Origin of the sequence: Streptomyces sp. ITFR-16 (assembly GCF_031844705.1) — a bacterium.
In the GTDB taxonomy this organism is placed as follows: domain Bacteria; phylum Actinomycetota; class Actinomycetes; order Streptomycetales; family Streptomycetaceae; genus Streptomyces.
On record NZ_CP134609.1, the window covers coordinates 3,906,300 to 3,925,172 of the forward strand.

Annotated in this window: 3 protein-coding genes; all 3 read right to left on the reverse strand. The window is 73.8% G+C overall.

Annotated elements, in window-relative coordinates:
• Window positions 1-45 precede the first annotated feature (45 nt).
• Window positions 46-4,914, reverse strand: a complete 4,869-nt coding sequence (locus tag RLT58_RS17330) for a type I polyketide synthase (RefSeq protein ID WP_311311287.1) — start codon at window positions 4,912-4,914, stop codon at window positions 46-48.
• 32 nt (window positions 4,915-4,946) lie between these two features.
• Entirely contained in the window at window positions 4,947-8,270 is a 3,324-nt protein-coding gene (locus RLT58_RS17335) for a type I polyketide synthase (RefSeq protein WP_311311288.1), read from the reverse strand.
• A 259-nt stretch (window positions 8,271-8,529) separates the two neighbouring features.
• Entirely contained in the window at window positions 8,530-18,870 is a 10,341-nt protein-coding gene (locus RLT58_RS17340) for an SDR family NAD(P)-dependent oxidoreductase (RefSeq protein ID WP_399131642.1), read from the reverse strand.
• Window positions 18,871-18,873: the final 3 nt, after the last annotated feature.

The window sequence follows — 18,873 nt, forward strand, 5'->3', positions numbered from 1 at the left end:
GAGGCGGGCCCGGTGCCGGTCACAGCACTGGCCGCGCGGTCGGGGTCAGGTGAGGCCGAGTTCGTTGTCGATGAAGGCGAAGACGTCGTCGGCGGAGGCGGTTTCGAGCTGCTCGCCCACGCCCTGGCCGCCGTTGCCGGTCTGTGCGTCGAGGGTGCCGGTCAGCCGGGCCAGCAGGCTCTGCAGCCGGGCGGTGATCCGGGTGGCCTCGATGTCCTCGGCGGCGAGTCCCGCCGCGGCCTCCTCCAGCCGGTCGAGCTGTGCCAGGACGGGGAGTTCGCCGGGGCTGTCGTCCTGGCAGAGCTCGGACCACAGATGGGCCGCGAGCGCCCCGGGGCTGGGGTGGTCGTAGATCATGCCGGTGGGCAGGGGGCGTCCCGTGGCGGCGACGAGTTTCGTCCGCAGGTCTACGGCGGCGACGGAGTCGAAGCCGAGGTCGGTGAAGCCGCGGTCGGGCGCGACCTCGGCCGGGTCGTCGTAGCCGAGCAGGGCCGCCACGTGCGTACGGACGAGGTCGAGGAGCACGGAGCGCTGCTCGGGCTGTGCCAGGCCGGCCAGCCGGTCCGCGAGGCCGGAGCCACCCCCGGCGCCCTCCTGCGCACCGTCCCCGCCGAGGGCGGCGCGGGCGTCGGGCAGGGCGTCGAGGAGGGGGCGCGGCCGGGCGAGTACGTAGGCGGGCGCGAAGCGCTCCCAGTCGAAGTCGGCGACGACGGCGTGCGAGGCGGGGCCCGCCAGGATGCGGCGCAGGGCGCCCACGGCGAGGTCGGGACGCATCGCGGGGGCGCCCATCCGGCGCATGACGGCGGCGAGTTCGGCGTCGACCATCCCGCCGTCCCAGGAGCCCCAGGCCACGGATGTGGCGGCGAGGCCGCGGGCGCGGCGGCTGTGGGCGAGGCCGTCGAGGTAGGCGTTGGCGCTGCCGTACGCGGTCTGGCCGGCGCTGCCCCAGACGGCGGCGCCGGAGGAGAAGAGCACGAACGCGTCGAGCGGGGTGTCCGCGAGGAGTTCGTCGAGGTGGCGGGCGCCGAGCACCTTGGCGTCGGCGACCCCGGCCAGCTCCGCGAGCGTGAGGTCTCCGAGCGGGGCGATGCGCTGCGGCAGCCCGGCCGCGTGGAAGACGGAGGTCAGTCCGGGCAGCCCGGCGAGCAGGGCGCGGACGGACTCGCGGTCGGCCATGTCGCAGGCCTCGACCGAGACCCGGACGCCCAGCGCGCCGATCTCGGCGGCGAGTTCGGCGGCGCCCGGTGCGTCCGGTCCGCGCCGGCCGACGAGGACGATGTGCTCCGCGCCGTCCTCCGCCAGCATCCGGGCGACATGGGCGCCGATCCCGCCGGTGCCGCCGGTGACCAGGGCGGTGCCCCGGGCCTGCCAGGGACCGGCCGGGTCGGGCTGCGCGGGACGGACCAGGCGGCGGGCGTGAACGCCCTCGGGCCGGAGCGCGATCTGGTCCTCGCCGGTGGCCCCGGAGAGGGTGTCGCACAGCCGCAGCGCGGACGTCTCGTCGAGGCCGGTTCCGGCCGGGAGGTCCACGAGGCCGCCCCAGGTCGCGGGCGCCTCCAGGGCGAGCGCCGCCCCCAGTCCCCAGACGGCGGTCTGCCCGGGACGCACGGGCCGGGCCTTCGCCTCCCTGTCATCGGTGGCCACCGCGCCCCGGGTGAGGCACCACACGGGGGCGTCCCACTCCCGGGCCGCCGTCTCCCGCACCAGGGCGACGGTGTCCACCAGCCCCTGGGAGAGCGTGGGGTGGACGGGGTGCGGGGTGTCGTCGAGGGCGAGCAGGCTCAGCACCCCGGCGGGGGCGGACAGCCGCTCGGGGAGCGGGGAGCCGTGCGCGCCTCCGGTCTCCACCTGCACCGGGTTCGCACCCCGGGCGGTGAGCGCGGCGGCGAGGACCGCGGCGGCCGGCTGTTCGTCGGCGGTGTGGAGGACGAGCCAGTCGCCGGTGAGCGGGGCGGGCGCCGAGGGGGCGGGGACCGGTGCCCAGGAGATCCGGTAGCGCAGGGCGTCGACCGCCGAGGCCTCGCGCCGGCCGGCCCGCCAGCTGGTGAGCGCGGGCAGCACGGGGGCGAGGTCGGCGGGGTCGAGCCCCAGCCGCTCCGCGAGCCCGGCCGTGTCGTCGCGCTCCACCGCCTCCCAGAACTGCGCCTCACCCGGGTCGGCCGGGCCTGCGGCGGTGGCGGCGGGCGCGTCGGAGGGGGCGGCCCAGTAGGTCCGGCGCTGGAAGGCGTAGGTGGGCAGCTCCACACGGGCGGGCCGGTGGCCGGTGGCCGTGAGGCAGGCGTCCCAGTCGACGGGGACACCCCGGGTGTGGGCGAGCGCGACGGCCTCGATCAGGACGCGTTCCTCGTCCCGGCCGCGCCGCAGGGCGGCGGTGAACAGCGGCTGGTCCGCCGCCTCGTCCCGGCCGTCGAGGCAGTCGGGTCCGAGCGGGGTGAGGGCGGCGTCGGGACCGAGTTCCAGGAAGGTGTGGACGCCCTTGTCGGCCAGCAGGCGGACGGCGTCGGCGAACCGGACGCCCGCCCGGACATGGCGTACCCAGTAGTCCGCGCAGGCCAGTTCGTCGGCGCCCGCGAGCTCACCGGTGACGGTGGAGACGACGGGGATCCGGGCGGTGCCGTACGTGACGCTCTCGGCGACGGCACGGAACGCGTCGAGCATCGGCTCCATCAGCGGCGAGTGGAAGGCGTGCGACACGGCGAGCCGCTTGGTCCTGCGACCCCGGCCGGCGAAGTGACCGGCGATCGCCAGGGCCTCGCTCTCGTCGCCCGAGACGATCACGGACGTCGGCCCGTTGAGCGCGGCGATGCCGGTGGCCGGAGTGAGCAGGGGTGTCACCTCGTCCTCGGACGCCTCGACCGCGATCATCGCGCCGCCCTCCGGGAGGGCCTGCATCAGACGGCCCCGGGCCGCGACCAGCCGGGCCGCGTCGGCGAGGGACAGCACCCCGGCGACATGGGCGGCGGCGAACTCACCGACGGAGTGCCCGGCCAGGAAGTCGGGGCGCACCCCCCACGACTCGACGAGCCGGTACAGCGCCACCTCGCAGGCGAACAGCGCGGGCTGGGCCCGGCCCGTCCCGTCGAGAAGCGCACGGTCCCCGCCCCACATCGCCGCACGCAGCGGCGTGTCGAGGTGTGCGTCGAGGGCCTCGGCCGCCTCGTCGAAGGCGCGGGCGAACACCGGGTAAGCGCCGTGCAGTTCGCGCCCCATGCCGAGGCGCTGGGAGCCCTGTCCGGTGAACAGGACGGCGCTGAGCGCGTCGGGCCGGGACTCCCCCACGAGGGAGCCGGCGGACCCGGTCGCCAGGGCGCGCAGGGACCGGACGAGCTCGCCCCGGTCCGCGTCCCGGCCGTCGGCGACGACCACGGCCCGGTGCTCCAGCGCGGCCCGGCCGGTGGCCAGCGACCAGCCGGTGTCGGCAAGCGCCTCTTCGGGGTGGGCCTCCACATGGTCAGCGAGCCGGGCCGCCTGAGCGGCCAGCGCCTCGGGGCGGCGGGCGGACACCAGGAAGGGGACGAAGCGGGGGGCGGCCCCGGGGGCCTCGTCGGGGGCAGCCGGGGCCGCCGGCGCCTCCTCCACGATCACATGGACGTTGGTGCCGCTCAGACCGAACGAGGACACCCCGGCCCGCTTGGCGCGTCCGCGCTCCGGCCAGGCGACCGGCTCGGTCAGCAGCCGTACGGCGCCCGCGCTCCAGTCGACGTTGTGGCTCGGCTCGTCCACGTGCAGGGTGCGCGGCAGGACGCCGGCCCGCATCGCCTGCACCATCTTGATCACACCGCCGACCCCGGCCGCGGCCTGCGCGTGGCCGATGTTCGACTTGAACGAGCCCAGCCACAGCGGCTGGTCCGCCGCCCGGTCCCGGCCGTAGGCCGCGATGAGGGCCTGCGCCTCGATGGGGTCGCCCAGGGTGGTGCCGGTGCCGTGCGCCTCGACGGCGTCGACATCGGTGGGGACCAGCCCGCCCGAGGCCAGGGCCTGCTGGATGACCCGCTGCTGCGAGGGGCCGTTCGGCGCGGTCAGGCCGTTGGACGCGCCGTCGGAGTTCATCGCGGAGCCACGGACGACGGCGAGGACGGGGTGGCCGTTGCGCCGGGCGTCGGAGAGCCGCTCGACGAGGAGCATGCCCGCGCCCTCGGACCAGGTGGTGCCGTCGGCGGCGTCCGCGAACGACTTGCACCGCCCGTCGGGCGCCAGGCCCCGGTCCTGGCTGAAGCCGACGAAGGAGTCCGGGCTCGCCATGACGGTGACCCCGCCCGCGAGCGCCAGCGAGCATTCGCCGCTGCGCACCGACTGGACGGCGAGGTGGAGGGCGACGAGCGAGGAGGAGCAGGCCGTGTCCACGGTGACGGCGGGGCCTTCGAGCCCGAGCGTGTACGCCACCCGCCCGGACGCGACGCTGGCCAGCCCGCCGGTACCGCCGCCGCCCGGGTAGTCGTGGTAGACCACCCCGGCGAACACCCCGGTGCGGCTGCCCTTCAGCGAGGTGGGGTCGATCCCGGCGCGCTCGATGACCTCCCAGGCCACCTCCAGCATCAACCGCTGCTGCGGGTCGGTGTCCCGGGCCTCGCGCGGGCTGATCTTGAAGAAGCCCGCGTCGAACGCACCCGCCTCGTGGAGGAAGCCGCCCTCCCTGCAGTACGTCCTGCCGGGCGTCCCGGGCTCGGGGTCGTACAGGGCCTCGGTGTCCCAGCCCCGGCCGTCCGGGAAGAGCGAGACGGCGTCCCGCCCGGCGTCCACCAGCTGCCACAGCTCCTCGGGCGAGGTGATGCCGCCGGGGAAGCGGCAGCCCATCGCCACGATCGCGACCGGCTCGCTGCCGCGCTCCTCGAGATCCGCCAACTGGCGTCGGGTGCGCTGCAGTTCGGAGGTGGCGCGCTTGAGATAGTCCCGGAGCTTCTCGTCGTTGCTCATCGAACCTCAACCAATCTAGAGCTGATCGCTGGCTAGGAGATGCCGAATTCGCTGTCGAGCACGTCGAACAGCTCCTCGTCGGTGACCGTTTCGAAGTCGGGTCCTTCGCCGGTCGACGCCGGGTCGCCGTGCACGTCGCGCCAGCGGCGTACGAGGGCTTCCAGCCGAGTGGTGATCGCGGCCGCACGGGCGCTGATCGTCTCCGCGTCCCCCTCGGCGGTGGGGAACCCGCTGAGCACCGTTTCGATCCGGTCCAGCTCGGCCAGGGCGGCGGCGGCCGGATCACCGGCCGCGGCGTCGGACTCGGACTCCAGGCGCTCCGCCAGGAACGCGGCGACGGCCCGGGGGGTCGGGTAGTCGAAGATCAGGGTGGCGGGCAGATCGCAGCCACTGGCGGCGGTGAGCCGTTTGCGCAGCTCCACGGCGGCCAGCGAGTCGAAGCCCATGTCACGGAAGGCGAGATCGGTCTCGACGACGGTGCCGGAGGCGTACCCGAGGACGACCGCGACATGCGTACGCACCAGAGCCAGCAGCACCCGCCCGCCCTCGGCGGCCCCGAGCCCGGCCAGCTCCGCCCGCAGATCCGCGGCGGCCTGCCGGGACTCCTCGGCCGACGGAACCTCCTCGACCGCCACCGGCCCCCGGGCCTCGGAGCTGTTGCCCTCGACCCAGTAGCGGCTGCGCTGGAAGGCGTACGTGGGCAGCTCGACCCGGCGCGCACCGGAGCCGGCGTAGAAGGCCTCCCAGTCCACCCGGGCACCCTCCACATACAACCGGCCGAGGGCAGCGACCACGGCTTCGGGCTCGGGACGGTTCCTGCGCAGCAGCGGGACGAAGGCGGCATCACCGTCACCGAGCGCGGTGAGCACCGCGTCCGGCCCGATCTCCACGAACGTCCGCGCGCCACACTCCTCGGCACTGCGGACCGCGTCCGCGAACCGCACCGGCCGGCGAACCTGCTCGACCCAGTACTCCGACGACTGCCACTCCGAACACAGCTCCCCGGTGACGGTGGAGACCACCGGGACCTGCGGCTCGTTGAAGACCAGCCCCGCCGCCACCTCACGGAACGCCGACAACATCGGCTCCATCAACGCCGAATGGAACGCATGCGAGACGGCGAGCCTGCTGGTCTTGCGGCCTGCGGCGGCGAAGTACTCACCGACCGCGAGCGCGGCGGCCTCCGTGCCCGACACCACCACCGACTGCGGCCCGTTGACCGCCGCGATACCCACACCGTCCGTCAGCACCGCCAGGACCTCGTCCTCCGACGCCTGGACCGCGACCATCGCACCACCAGCAGGAAGCTCCTGCATCAACCGACCACGAGCCACCACCAACCGGACCGCATCCGCCAGCGACAGAACCCCCGCCACATGCGCGGCAGCCACCTCACCGATCGAGTGCCCCACCACCACATCCGGCGTCACACCCCACGCCTCGACCAACCGGAACAACGCCACCTCAAAGGCGAACAGGGCCGGTTGAGCGTGCGCGGTCGCATTCAGCGCGCCCGCATCCTCACCCCACACCACATCCCGCAACGACCGCCCGAGGTGCGCGTCGACCTCCGCGCACACGGCGTCGAAGGCGGCCTTGAACGCGGGAAACGCCTCGTCCAGTCCACGGCCCATCCCGAGCCGCTGCGCACCCTGACCCGTGAACAGGAACGCCGTCTTCCCGTCGCGGCGGGCCCGGCCGGTCAGCACACCCGGGTGCTCCTCGCCCACCGCGAGCGCGGCGAGCGCGTCCGTCCGGTCGCCGAGGACCACCGCGCGGTGGGTGAAAGCCGTACGTGTCGTGGCCAGGGAGAGCCCGATGTCCGCCGCATCGGCCCCGGGCTCTCCCTCGACCCGGTCCCGCAGGCGGGCGGCCTGAGCACCGAGGGACTGCTCAGTCTTCGCCGACACCACCCAGGGAACCACCGGGAGTCCGGCCCGCACGGCCGTCTCCCCCGTCTCCGCCGGAGCCTCCTCGACGATCACATGGGCGTTCGTCCCACTGATCCCGAAGGAGGACACACCGGCTCGTCGTACCGCGCCGGCGGGCACCCACGCGCGCCCCTCGGCCAGCAGCTCGACCTCGCCCGCCGACCAGTCCACCTGATCCGACGGCTCGTCCGCGTACAGGGACTTCGGCAGGGTGCCGTGGCGCATGGCCATGACCATCTTGATGATCCCGGCGACACCGGCGGCCGCCTGGCTGTGGCCCATGTTGGACTTGATGGAGCCCAGCCACAGCGGGTGTCCCTCGGGGCGTTCCTGCCCGTACGTCTCCAGCAGCGCCTGCGCCTCGATCGGGTCGCCCAGGGTCGTCCCGGTGCCGTGCGCCTCGACCGCGTCGACCTCTGCCGCCGACAGGCCCGCGTCCGCGAGGGCGCGACGGATCACGCGCTGCTGGGCGGGCCCGTTCGGGGCGGTCAGGCCGTTGCTCGCGCCGTCCTGGTTGAGCGCCGAGCCCCGGACCACCGCGAGCACGGGGTGGCCGTTGCGGCGGGCGTCGGAGAGGCGTTCCAGCAGCAGCACGCCCGCGCCCTCCGAGCAGGCGACGCCGTCGGCGGACGCGGAGAAGGACTTCGAGCGGCCGTCGGAAGCGAGGCCCTGCTGCGTACTGAAGTACACGAACATGTCGGGGCTCGGCATGACCGTGACCCCGCCGGCCAGGGCCAGCGAGCATTCGCCGGACCGCAGTGCCTGGGCCGCCATGTGCAGCGCCACCAGCGAGGACGAGCACGCCGTGTCGACGCTGACCGCCGGGCCCTCAAGACCCAGCGTGTAGGCCACCCGGCCGGAGACCACACTGCCGGCCGTGGTGCTTCCGGGCTCCACGCCGAGTGCGTAGTCGTGGTACATCACACCGGCGAACACCCCGGTCGACGACCCCTTGAGCGTGGTCGGGTCGATCCCGGCCCGCTCGATCGCCTCCCAGGAGACCTCAAGCAGCAAGCGCTGCTGAGGGTCCGTCATCAGTGCCTCGTTGGGGCTGATCCCGAAGAACACCGGGTCGAAGTCCGCTGCCTCGTAAAGGAAGCCGCCCTCCCGTGCGTACGTCTTCCCGGGCGTACCCGGCTCCGGGTCGTACACCTCCGGGTCCCAGCCTCGGTCCGTCGGAAACTCGCCGATGGCGTCGACACCGTCCGCGACCAGCCGCCACAGCTCATCCGGGGTGGTCACCCCGCCCGGGTACCGGCAGCCCATCCCGACGATCACCACCGGGTCGTCGTGGTGCCCGGGACGGCCACCGGAACCGTTCGACACACTGAGACGGCGTTCGGCCTCCGCCAGCCGGCGACGGACCTCGCGCAGGTCGGTCGTGGCCCGCTTCAGATACTCGAGAAGTCGCTCCTCGTTGCTCACCGAGACCTACTCCCTCTGGTCGACGATCCGTGGCGACTCACTCACGCGGCGTCCAACGTTGATCGGATTCGAACGCTACTGAGAGGGCTGAGGGGCGGCCTACCCTTAGCCCACCCCTGCCGCACGACCCCGGCCGGACAGGGGAACGGGCAGGAAAACCGGCAGGCGAAAGGCCGGGGTGCGCGACGGCTGCCGTACAGCTGTCACGCACCCCGGCCGGGGTGGGCCGGGTGCCCGCAGGTCGGGCGGGCCCGGCGTCTCAGGAGGTCGCGGGGGTGCTGCCGAGCTCGTTGTCGAGGATGTCGAACAGCTCGTCCGCGGTGACCTCGTCGAGGTCGGGGCCGGACACCTCCGGTGCGGCCGGGACCAGGTCGTCCGGACGCGGTCCGTCGAGCCGTCCGGCCAACTCCCGCAGCCGCTCGACGAGTCGCGCGCGCCCGGGTCCGGCCGGCGGCGCCTCGGTCGTCAGCAGGGCCTCCAGCTTCCGGAGGTCCGCCTCCGCCCTGGACACCGGTTCGGCCGGGACCAGGCGGGCGTCGATGTACCCGGCGACCTCCGCAGCGCTCGGGTAGTCGAAGATCAGCGTGGCGGGCAGCCGCACGCCGCTGACCGCCGTCAGCTGGTTGCGCAGCTCCACCGAGCCGAGCGAGTCGAAGCCCAGCTCCCCGAACGCGCGGTCCGGTTCGACCGCCTCGGCGGAGGAGTGCCCGAGCACGGCCGCCGCACGGTCCCGTACGACATCCAGGATGATCCGGGTCCGCTCCTCCTCGCTCTTCCCGGCGATCCGCGCGGCGAGCGAGGCGCCCTGCGGCTGCCCTGCGGTGGACCGCTTGCGGGCCGGCGGGGCCATGCCCCGCAGCAGGGCGGGGAGTTCGTCGGTACGGGTGCGCAGGGCGCCCGCGTCCACCCGGAGCGGCACGGTGGCGGCCAGGCCCGACGCCAGCGCGGCATCGAACAGCGCCAGCCCCTCGGCCTCGGACAGCGCGGGAGTCCCGGCCCGGCGCATGCGCTCCAGGTCGGCTTCGGCGAGGTGGGAGGCCATGCCGGTGTCGACGGCCCAGAGGCCGAACGCCATGGAACTGGCCGGAAGCCCTTCGGCATGACGACGGACAGCAAGCGCATCCAGGAAAACATTGGCCGCCGCGTAGTTGCCCTGCCCAGCCGCCAGCACAAGACCACCGGCAGAGGAAAACATCACAAACGCCGACAAGTCCAGATCACGGGTCAACTCATGCAGATACCACGCCGCATCCACCTTCGGACGCAACACCGCATCCACACGCTCCACCGTCAACGAACCAACCACACCGTTGTCCGCGACACCAGCCACATGCACCACACCACGAAGCGGATACGCCGGATCCACCGACGCGATCACCCCCGCCAACGCATCCCGGTCCGCCACATCACACGCGGCCACGGACACCGACGCACCCAGACCGGACAGCTCCGCGACCAGATCACCAACACCCGGCGCCCCCGCACCCCGACGACCGACCAGCAACAGACTCCGCACACCATGCACAGACACCAGATGACGCGCCACCCGCGCACCCAGACCACCCGTACCACCCGTGATCAACACGGTCCCGTCCGCACCCCACACCGGACCCGAACCCCCACCCGTGGCACGCACCAGACGCGGCACCCACACCACACCATCCCGCACCACCAACTCCGGCTCACCCAGAACCGCCACCCGCTCCCACGGCACCGAACCATCCGTATCCACCAACACGAACCGGCCCGGATTCTCCGCCTGCGCCGCCCGCACCAAACCCCACACCGGAGCCTGCCGCACATCCACCACATCACCATCACCCACAGCCACCGCACCCCGCGTGACCACCGCCAACACCACACCCCCAGCCCGCTCCACCGACAACCACTCCTGCACCACACCCAACACACGACCCACCACGCCACGCACCGCACCCGGAACATCGCCGCCCCGGTCGTCCACCTCGCACACGTAGGCGGCGGAGTCGGGCAGATCGGCCGACTGCCCGGTCAGGGGTACGGGCTGCCAGTCGACCCGGAGCAGCGCATCGCCGGCCCCGGTGCCGAGTTGGTCGGCCCACACGGGCCGGGAGAGGAGCGATTCCACGGAGAGCACGGGGTTGCCGTGTTCGTCGGCGACCGTCAGCGAGAGCCCGTCCCGCTGCGGGACGGGGGTGATCCGCACCCGGAGCGCCTTGGCCCCGGCCGCGTGCAGCGCGACCCCGTTCCAGGCGAAGGGCAGCAGGGTCTGTCCGCCGTCCTCCCGGCCCGGGATGTCGAGCAGTCCGACGTGCATCGCCGCGTCCAGCAGGGCGGGGTGGAGACCGAACCGGGCGGCGTCCTCGTGCGCCTGCTCCGGGAGGGCCACCTCCGCGTACAGCACCTCGCCGTCCCGCCAGGCGGCCTTGATCCCCTGGAAGGTCGGCCCGTAGTGATACCCGGCGGACGCGAGGTCCGGGTAGGCGCCGGCCACGGACAGTTCCTCGGCCCCCGTCGGCGGCCAGTCGGCAAGGCCCTCCGCCGGGGCGTCCTCCTGCACCGGTGCCAGCACGCCTTCCGCGTGGCGCGTCCACGGCATGTCCGGATGGTCGTCGGTGCGCGAGTGGATCGTCACGGTCCGGCGCCCGGTGTCGTCCGCCGCCCCCACCGCCACCTGAACGGCCGTGCCGCCCATCGGTTGCAGCACCAGGGGCGCCTGCAGGGTGAGTTCTTCCAGGACCCCGCAGTCGAGCTGTTCGCCCGCCCGGACGGCCAGCTCCACGAACCCGGTGCCCGGCAGCAGGATCGACCCGAGGACATCGTGGTCGGTGATCCACCCATGCGTACCGGCGGAGACCCGGCCCGTGAGGACGAGCCCGCCGTCGTCAGGCAGAACGACGGCCGCCCGGAGCACCGGGTGGTCGAGCGCGGTCTGCCCGGAGGCTGCGGCGTCACCACCGGCGACCGGGGCTTCGACCCAGTAGCGGGTGCGCTGGAAGGCGTACGTGGGCAGCTCGACCCGGCGCGCACCGGAGCCGGCGTAGAAGGCCTCCCAGTCCACCCGGGCACCCTCCACGTACAACCGGCCGAGGGCAGCGACCACGGCTTCGGGCTCGGGACGGTTCCTGCGCAGCAGCGGGACGAAGGCGGCGTCACCGTCACCGAGCGCGGTGAGCACGGCGTCCGGCCCGATCTCCACGAACGTCCGCGCACCCGCCTCTTCCGCACTGCGGACGGCGTCCGCGAAACGGACCGGCCGGCGAACCTGCTCGACCCAGTACTCCGACGACTGCCACTCCGAACACAGCTCCCCGGTGACCGTGGAGACCACCGGGACCTGCGGCTCGGAGTACACCAGCCCCGCCGCCACCTCCCGGAACGCCGACAACATCGGCTCCATCAACGCCGAATGGAAGGCGTGCGAGACGGACAGGCGGCTCGTCTTGCGACCGAGCGCGGCGAAGTGCTCACCGACCGCGAGAGCAGCCGCCTCCGTGCCCGAAACGACCACCGACTGCGGCCCGTTGACCGCCGCGATACCCACACCGTCCGTCAACACCGCCAGGACCTCGTCCTCCGACGCCTGGACCGCGACCATCGCACCACCAGCAGGAAGCTCCTGCATCAACCGACCACGAGCCACCACCAACCGGACCGCATCCGCCAGCGACAGAACCCCCGCCACATGCGCGGCAGCCACCTCACCAATGGAGTGCCCCACCACCACATCAGGCGTCACACCCCAGCCCTCGACCAACCGGAACAACGCCACCTCAAAGGCGAACAAAGCCGGTTGAGCGTGCGCGGTCGCATTCAGCTCGCCCGCATCCTCACCCCACACCACATCCCGCAACGACCGACCCAAGTGCGCGTCAACCTCCGCACACACCGCATCGAACGCCGCCGCGAACACCGGGAACGCCTCGTACAACCCACGACCCATCCCCAGCCGCTGCGCACCCTGACCCGTGAACAGGAACGCCGTCTTCCCGCCACGACGCGCCTGGCCGACCACGGCCCCCGGGTGTTCCTCGCCCCCCGCAAGGGCGGCGAGCGCGTTCTCCCGGTCTCCGAGGACCACCGCGCGGTGCTCGAACGCCGCCTTCGAGGTCACCAGGGAGAACCCGATGTCCTCGGGGACGTACTCATCGGCCACCGTCAACAGCCGCGCGGCCTGACCCGCCAGCGCCTCCGGGGTCTTCGCCGACACCACCCAGGGGACCAGGGGCAGTTCGGCCCGCTCGGCCGGCTGCGCCACCTCCGCAGGCGGCTCCTCGACGATCACATGGGCGTTCGTCCCGCTCAGCCCGAACGACGAGATGCCCGCGCGCCTGGGCCGGTCGCCCGGCTGCCAGTCCTGAGCGGTGGTGAGCAGTTCCACCTCACCCGCCGACCAGTCCACCTGGTCGGACCGCTCCTCCGCGTGCAGCGTCGGCGGCAGCATCCCGTGGCGCATGGCCATCACCATCTTGATGATGCCCGCGACCCCGGCCGCCGCCTGCGTGTGACCCATGTTGGACTTGATGGACCCCAGCCACAGCGGCCGGTCCTCCTCGCGCCCCTGGCCGTACGTCTCCAGCAGGGCCTGCGCCTCGATCGGGTCACCAAGCCGGGTCCCCGTACCGTGCGCCTCCACCACGTCGACCTCGGCGGCCGTCAGGCCCGCATCGGCCAGCGCACCGCGGATCACCCGCTGCTGGGCCGGTCCGTTCGGAGCGGTCAGGCCGTTGCTCGCGCCGTCCTGGTTGAGCGCCGAGCCGCGCACCACGGCCAGCACCGGATGACCGTGGCGCCGGGCGTCCGACAGCCGCTCCAGCAGCAGCATGCCCGCGCCCTCGCCCCAGCCCGTACCGTCCGCGCCGGCGCCGAAGGACTTGCAGCGGCCGTCCGGCGAGAGGCCGCGCTGCTCGCTGAAGTACACCAGCATGTCCGGGGTCGCCATGACCGTGACGCCGCCCGCGAGGGCCAGCGAGCATTCCCCGGACCGCAGCGCCTGGGCGGCGGTGTGCAGCGCCACCAGAGACGACGAGCACGCCGTGTCCACCGTGAGCGCGGGGCCCTCCAGACCCAGGGTGTAGGCCACGCGCCCGGAGACCAGGCTCCCGGCCGTGCCGCCCGCGTAGTCGTGGTACATCACCCCGGCGTACACACCGGTACGGCTGCCCTTGAGCGTCGTCGGGTCCACCCCGGCCCGCTCGATCGCCTCCCACGACACCTCCAGCAGCAACCGCTGCTGCGGATCCATGGTCAACGCCTCGCGCGGACTGATCCCGAAGAACGCCGGATCGAACTCCGCCGCGTCGTACAGGAACGCCCCGTCCCGGGCGTACGACTTCCCCGGCACACCTGGCTCGGGGTCGTACACCCCCGGGTCCCAGCCCCGGTCGTCGGGCAGCGGGGCGATCGCGTCCACACCGTCCGCGACCAGCTGCCACAGGCCGTCGGGCGTGGTCACCCCGCCCGGGTAGCGGCAGGCCATGCCCACGATGACGACCGGATCCCCGTCGCCCGCCCGCACTGCGGCGGACGGGCCGGGAGGCGCGTCCGGAGTGCCGTCGAGGCGCGTCAGGACGTACGCGGCGACGGCCTCGGCCGTCGGGTGGTCGAAGATCAGCGTGGCCGGGAGGCGCAGTCCGGTCTCGGCGTCGAGCCGGTTGCGGAGTTCGACGGCGGTGAGCGAGTCGAAGCCCAGCTCGTCGAAGGCGCGGCCCGGTTCGATGGCCTCGCCCGAGGCGTGTCCGAGGACCGCCGCGATCTTCGTACGGACCAGCTCCAGGACGGCGTCCGCCCGGTCGGCGCCGGTCAGTCCGGCGAGCCGGGTCCGCAGGACCGGGGATCCCGCCCTGGCCGCCCGGCGCCCGGGGGCGCGTACGAGACCGCGCAGCAGGGCGGGGATCTCGTCGGCGTGCGCGCGCAGGACCCCGAGGTCGAGGCGGACGGGGACCGTGGCCGCCACGCCGGACCGCAGGGCGGTGTCGAAGAGGGCGAGGCCGCGGTCGGCGGGGATCGCGGGGGTGCCGGCCTGGCGCATGCGTTCCAGTTCGGCCGCTCCGAGCCGGGTGCCCATGCCGCCGGGGGTGTCCCACAGCCCGAAGGCCAGCGACGACGCCGGCAGGCCCTCGGCCCGTCGGTGCGCGGCGAGACCGTCGAGGAAGGCATTGGCGGCCGCGTAGTTGGCCTGTCCCGTCGAGCCGAGGGTCCCGGCGACGGAGGAGAACAGGACGAACGCGGTGAGGTCGAGGTCGCGGGTGAGGTCGTGCAGGTGCAGGGCGGCATCCGCCTTGGGCGCGAGGACACCCCGCAGGCGCTCGGCCGTCAGCGAGGTGACCATCACGTCGTCGAGCACGCCCGCCGCATGGACGACCGCCCGCAGCGGGTGGGCCGGGCCCACCCCGGCCAGCAGCGCGGCAACGGCGTCACGGTCGGCCACGTCGCACGCGGCGAACGCGACGCCTGCCCCCAACGCCTCCAGATCCGAACGCAGTTCGTCCGCACCCGGCGCCTGTGCGCCACGGCGGCCGGCGAGCAGCAGGTGGCGTACGCCGTGCTCGGTCACCAGGTGGCGGGCGACGATCGCGCCCAGCCCGCCCGTACCGCCGGTGATCAGCACGGTCCCGTCCGGGTCCCACACCGCTTCGGGAGCGGCGGGGGCGGTGACGCGGGCCAGCCTGGGAGCCAGGGTCCGTCCGTCGCGGACCGCCGACTCCGGCTCCTCGCCGGCCCGGACGCGCCCGAAGTCCTCCGAACCGTCGGTGTCCAGGAGCAGGAACCTGCCGGGGTTCTCCGCCTGCGCGGCCCGCACCAGACCCCACACCGGGGCCTGCCCTACGTCGACCGGCTCGCCGTCGGCCACGGCCACGGCGCCGCGCGTGACGACCGCGAGGGAGGCCGCGGCGAACCGCTCGTCCGCCAGCCACCGCTGGAGCACGTCCAGCACCCGTTCGACCACCGCATGGGCGGCGGACGGACCGTTCCGGTCCGCCGGCTCTCCCTGTGCGCAGTCCAGTACGACCGTGCCGGCCACGGGGCCGTCGGCGGGTACGTCCTCCCAGCGCTGCCACTCGCCCGGCGAAGGGGCGGCGCCGCCGACCGGCTGCCACACGACCCGGTACAGCGGGTCCGCAGCCGCGCCCCCGGCACCGGGCACGTCCTCCATCGCCCGCCCGACGACCCCGCCGACCGAGGCCACCGGGGCCCCGTCCGCGTCCGCGATCTCCAGGGCCAGGCTCTGCGGGTCCGGCCGGGAGATCCGTACCCGGGCGGCGGACGTCCCGACCGCGAACAGCCGCACGTCCTTCCACACGAACGGCAGAACCGTCCCGCCGTCGCTCTCCCCGGCACCCTCCACCAGCGCCGCGTGCAGCGAGGCGTCAAGCAGCGCCGGGTGCAGCCCGTACGCGTCGGCCGCAACCTCCTCGTCGAGCACCACCTCCGCGTACACATCACCGTCGAGCCGCCAGGCGGCCGTCAGGCCCTGGAAGGCAGGACCGTACGCGAGACCGCTCGCGCGCAACGCCTCGTACGCACCGTCGAGCGCGAAGGGCGCCGCGCCCGGCGGGGGCCACGCGGCCAGGTCGAAGGCGGGCTCGTCGCCGCCCTCGGCCAGCACTCCTTCCGCGTGCAGGGTCCAGTCCGGGTCGGCGCCGCTCTCGTCGCGCGCGTACACACCGACCGTGCGGCGGGCCGAGTCGTCGGCGGCCCCGACGACGACCTGCACGGCGACGGCACCGTCCTCGGGGAGAACGAGGGGCGCGTGCAGCGCGAGTTCTTCCAGCGCCTCGCAGCCCACGTGGTCACCCGCGCGCACCGCCAGCTCCACGAACCCCGCACCGGGGAAGAGGACCGTGTCCCGCACGACGTGATCCGCGAGCCAGGGCTGCGCGGCGACGGCGAGCCGGCCGGTGAGCACCGCGCCACCGGAGTCGGCCAGCGTGACGACCGAACCGAGCAGCGGATGTGTGTGCTGAGCACTCCCCGGCCGGATCGCGTCGACCCAGTAGCGGGTGCGCTGGAAGGCGTACGTGGGCAGGCCGATGCGCCGGGCACCGGAACCGGCGTAGAACTCCTCCCAGTCGACCCGGGCGCCCTCGGCATACAGCCGCCCCAGGGCCGCGACCACGGCTTCCGGCTCCGGACGGTTTCTGCGCAGCAGCGGGACGGACACGCCGGAGTCGGTGCCGAGGGCGGTCAGTACGGCGTCCGGTCCGATCTCCACGAACGTCCGCGCGCCCAGGCCCTCGGCGGTGCGGACGGCGTCCGCGAACCGGACCGGCCGGCGGACTTGGTCGACCCAGTACTCCGGCGACCGCCACTCCGAACACAGCTCCCCGGTGACGGTGGAGACGACCTGGAGACGCGGCTCGCTGTACACCAGACCCTGCGCCACCGCCCGGAACTCGTCCAGCATCGGCTCCATCAGGGCCGAGTGGAAGGCGTGCGAGACGGACAGGCGGCTGGTCTTGCGGCCTGCGGCGGCGAAGTGCTCACCGACCGCGAGCGCGGCAGCCTCCGTGCCCGACACCACCACCGACTGCGGGCCGTTCACGGCCGCGATACCCACACCGTCCGTCAGCACCGGCAGGACCTCGGCCTCCGACGCCTGGACTGCCACCATCGCGCCGCCGGTGGGAAGCTCCTGCATCAACCGGCCCCGGGCCACCACGAGTCGGGCCGCATCCGCCAGGGACAGCACTCCCGACACATGGGCAGCGGCCAGCTCACCGATGGAGTGCCCGACCACCACATCAGGGGTCACACCCCATGCCTCGACCAGCCGGAACAACGCCACCTCGAAGGCGAACAGAGCCGGTTGGGCATACCCGGTCGCGTTCAGCGCGCCCGCGTCCTCACCCCACACCACGTCCCGCAACGACCGGCCCACGTGCGCATCCACCTGCGCGCACACCGCGTCGAACGCGCCCGCGAACACCGGGAACGCCTCGTACAACCCACGGCCCATCCCGAGCCGCTGCGCGCCCTGACCCGTGAACAGAAACGCCGTCCTGCCCTGCGCCACCGCTCCCCGCACCAGCCCCGGGTGCTCCTCGCCGCTCGCAAGGGCGGCGAGCGCGTCCGTCCGGTCGCCGAGCACCACGGCTCGGTGAGGGAAGGCAGTACGGGTGGTGGCCAGGGAGTATCCGATGTCCTCGGGGCTGTGGGCGCCGGTCACGGTGAGCAGCCGTTCCGCCTGGTCGGCCAGGGCCTCCGGCGTCCTGGCCGACACCACCCAGGGAACGGCGGGGAGTTCGGACCGCTCCGCCGCAGGCTCCGCGGCCTCCGCGGGGGCCTCCTCGACGATCACATGGGCGTTCGTCCCGCTCAGCCCGAACGAGGAGATGCCCGCGCGCCTCGGGTGACCCGCCTGCTGCCAGTCCCGGGCCTCGGTCAGCAGTTCCACCTCGCCCGCCGACCAGTCCACCTGGTCCGACGGCGTGTCCACATGGAGGGACTTCGGCAGCACGCCGTGGCGCATGGCCATGACCATCTTGATGATGCCCGCGACCCCGGCAGCCGCCTGCGTGTGGCCGAAGTTCGACTTCACCGAACCCAGCCACAGCGGCCGGCCCTCGGGCCTGCTCCGGCCGTAGGTGGCGAGGAGCGCCTGCGCCTCGATCGGGTCACCGAGCCGGGTCCCCGTGCCATGGGCCTCCACGGCGTCGACCTCGGCGGCCGTCAGGCCCGCGTCGGCCAGCGCGCCACGGATCACCCGCTGCTGGGCCGGTCCGTTGGGCACGGTCATCGCGCTCGACGCACCGTCCTGGTTGACCGCCGAGCCGCTGACGAGCGCCAGCACCGGGTGGCCGTTGCGGCGTGCGTCGGAGAGGCGCTCCAGCAGCAGGACCCCGGCCCCCTCGCCCCAGCCGGTGCCGTCGGCAGCGGCTGCGAACGGCTTGCAGCGGCCGTCGGGAGCCAGGCCGCGCTGCTCGCTGAAGTACACCAGCATGTCCGGGGTGGACATGACGGTGACGCCGCCCGCGAGGGCCAGCGAGCATTCCCCGGACCGCAGCGCCTGGGCGGCGGTGTGCAGCGCCACCAGCGAGGACGAGCACGCCGTGTCGATCGTGACGGCCGGTCCCTCCAGGCCCAGCGTGTACGCGACCCGGCCGGAGACGAAGCTGCCCGCGCTGCCGTCGGCGTAGTCGTGGTACATCACCCCGGCGTACACACCGGTCCGGCTGCCCTTGAGCGTCGTCGGGTCGACCCCGGCCCGCTCGATCGCCTCCCACGACACCTCCAGCAGCAACCGCTGCTGCGGGTCCATGGCCAGCGCCTCGCGCGGACTGATCCCGAAGAACGCCGGGTCGAACTCGGCGGCGTCGTACAGGAACGCGCCGTCCCGGGCGTACGACTTCCCCGGCACACCCGGCTCGGGGTCGTACACCTCCGGGTCCCAGCCCCGGTCGGCCGGGAAGCCGGAGACCGCGTCGACGCCGTCGGCCACCAGCCGCCACAGGTCCTCCGGCGTGCCGGCCCCGCCGGGGTAGCGGCACGCCATGGCCACGATCGCGATCGGGTCGTTGCTCACGGAGGTGAGCCGGGCGTTCTCCTCGCGCAGCCGCTCGTTGTCCGTGAGCGACTTACGGAGCGCTGCTACGACCTGTTCCATCGATGTGCTGGTCACGTC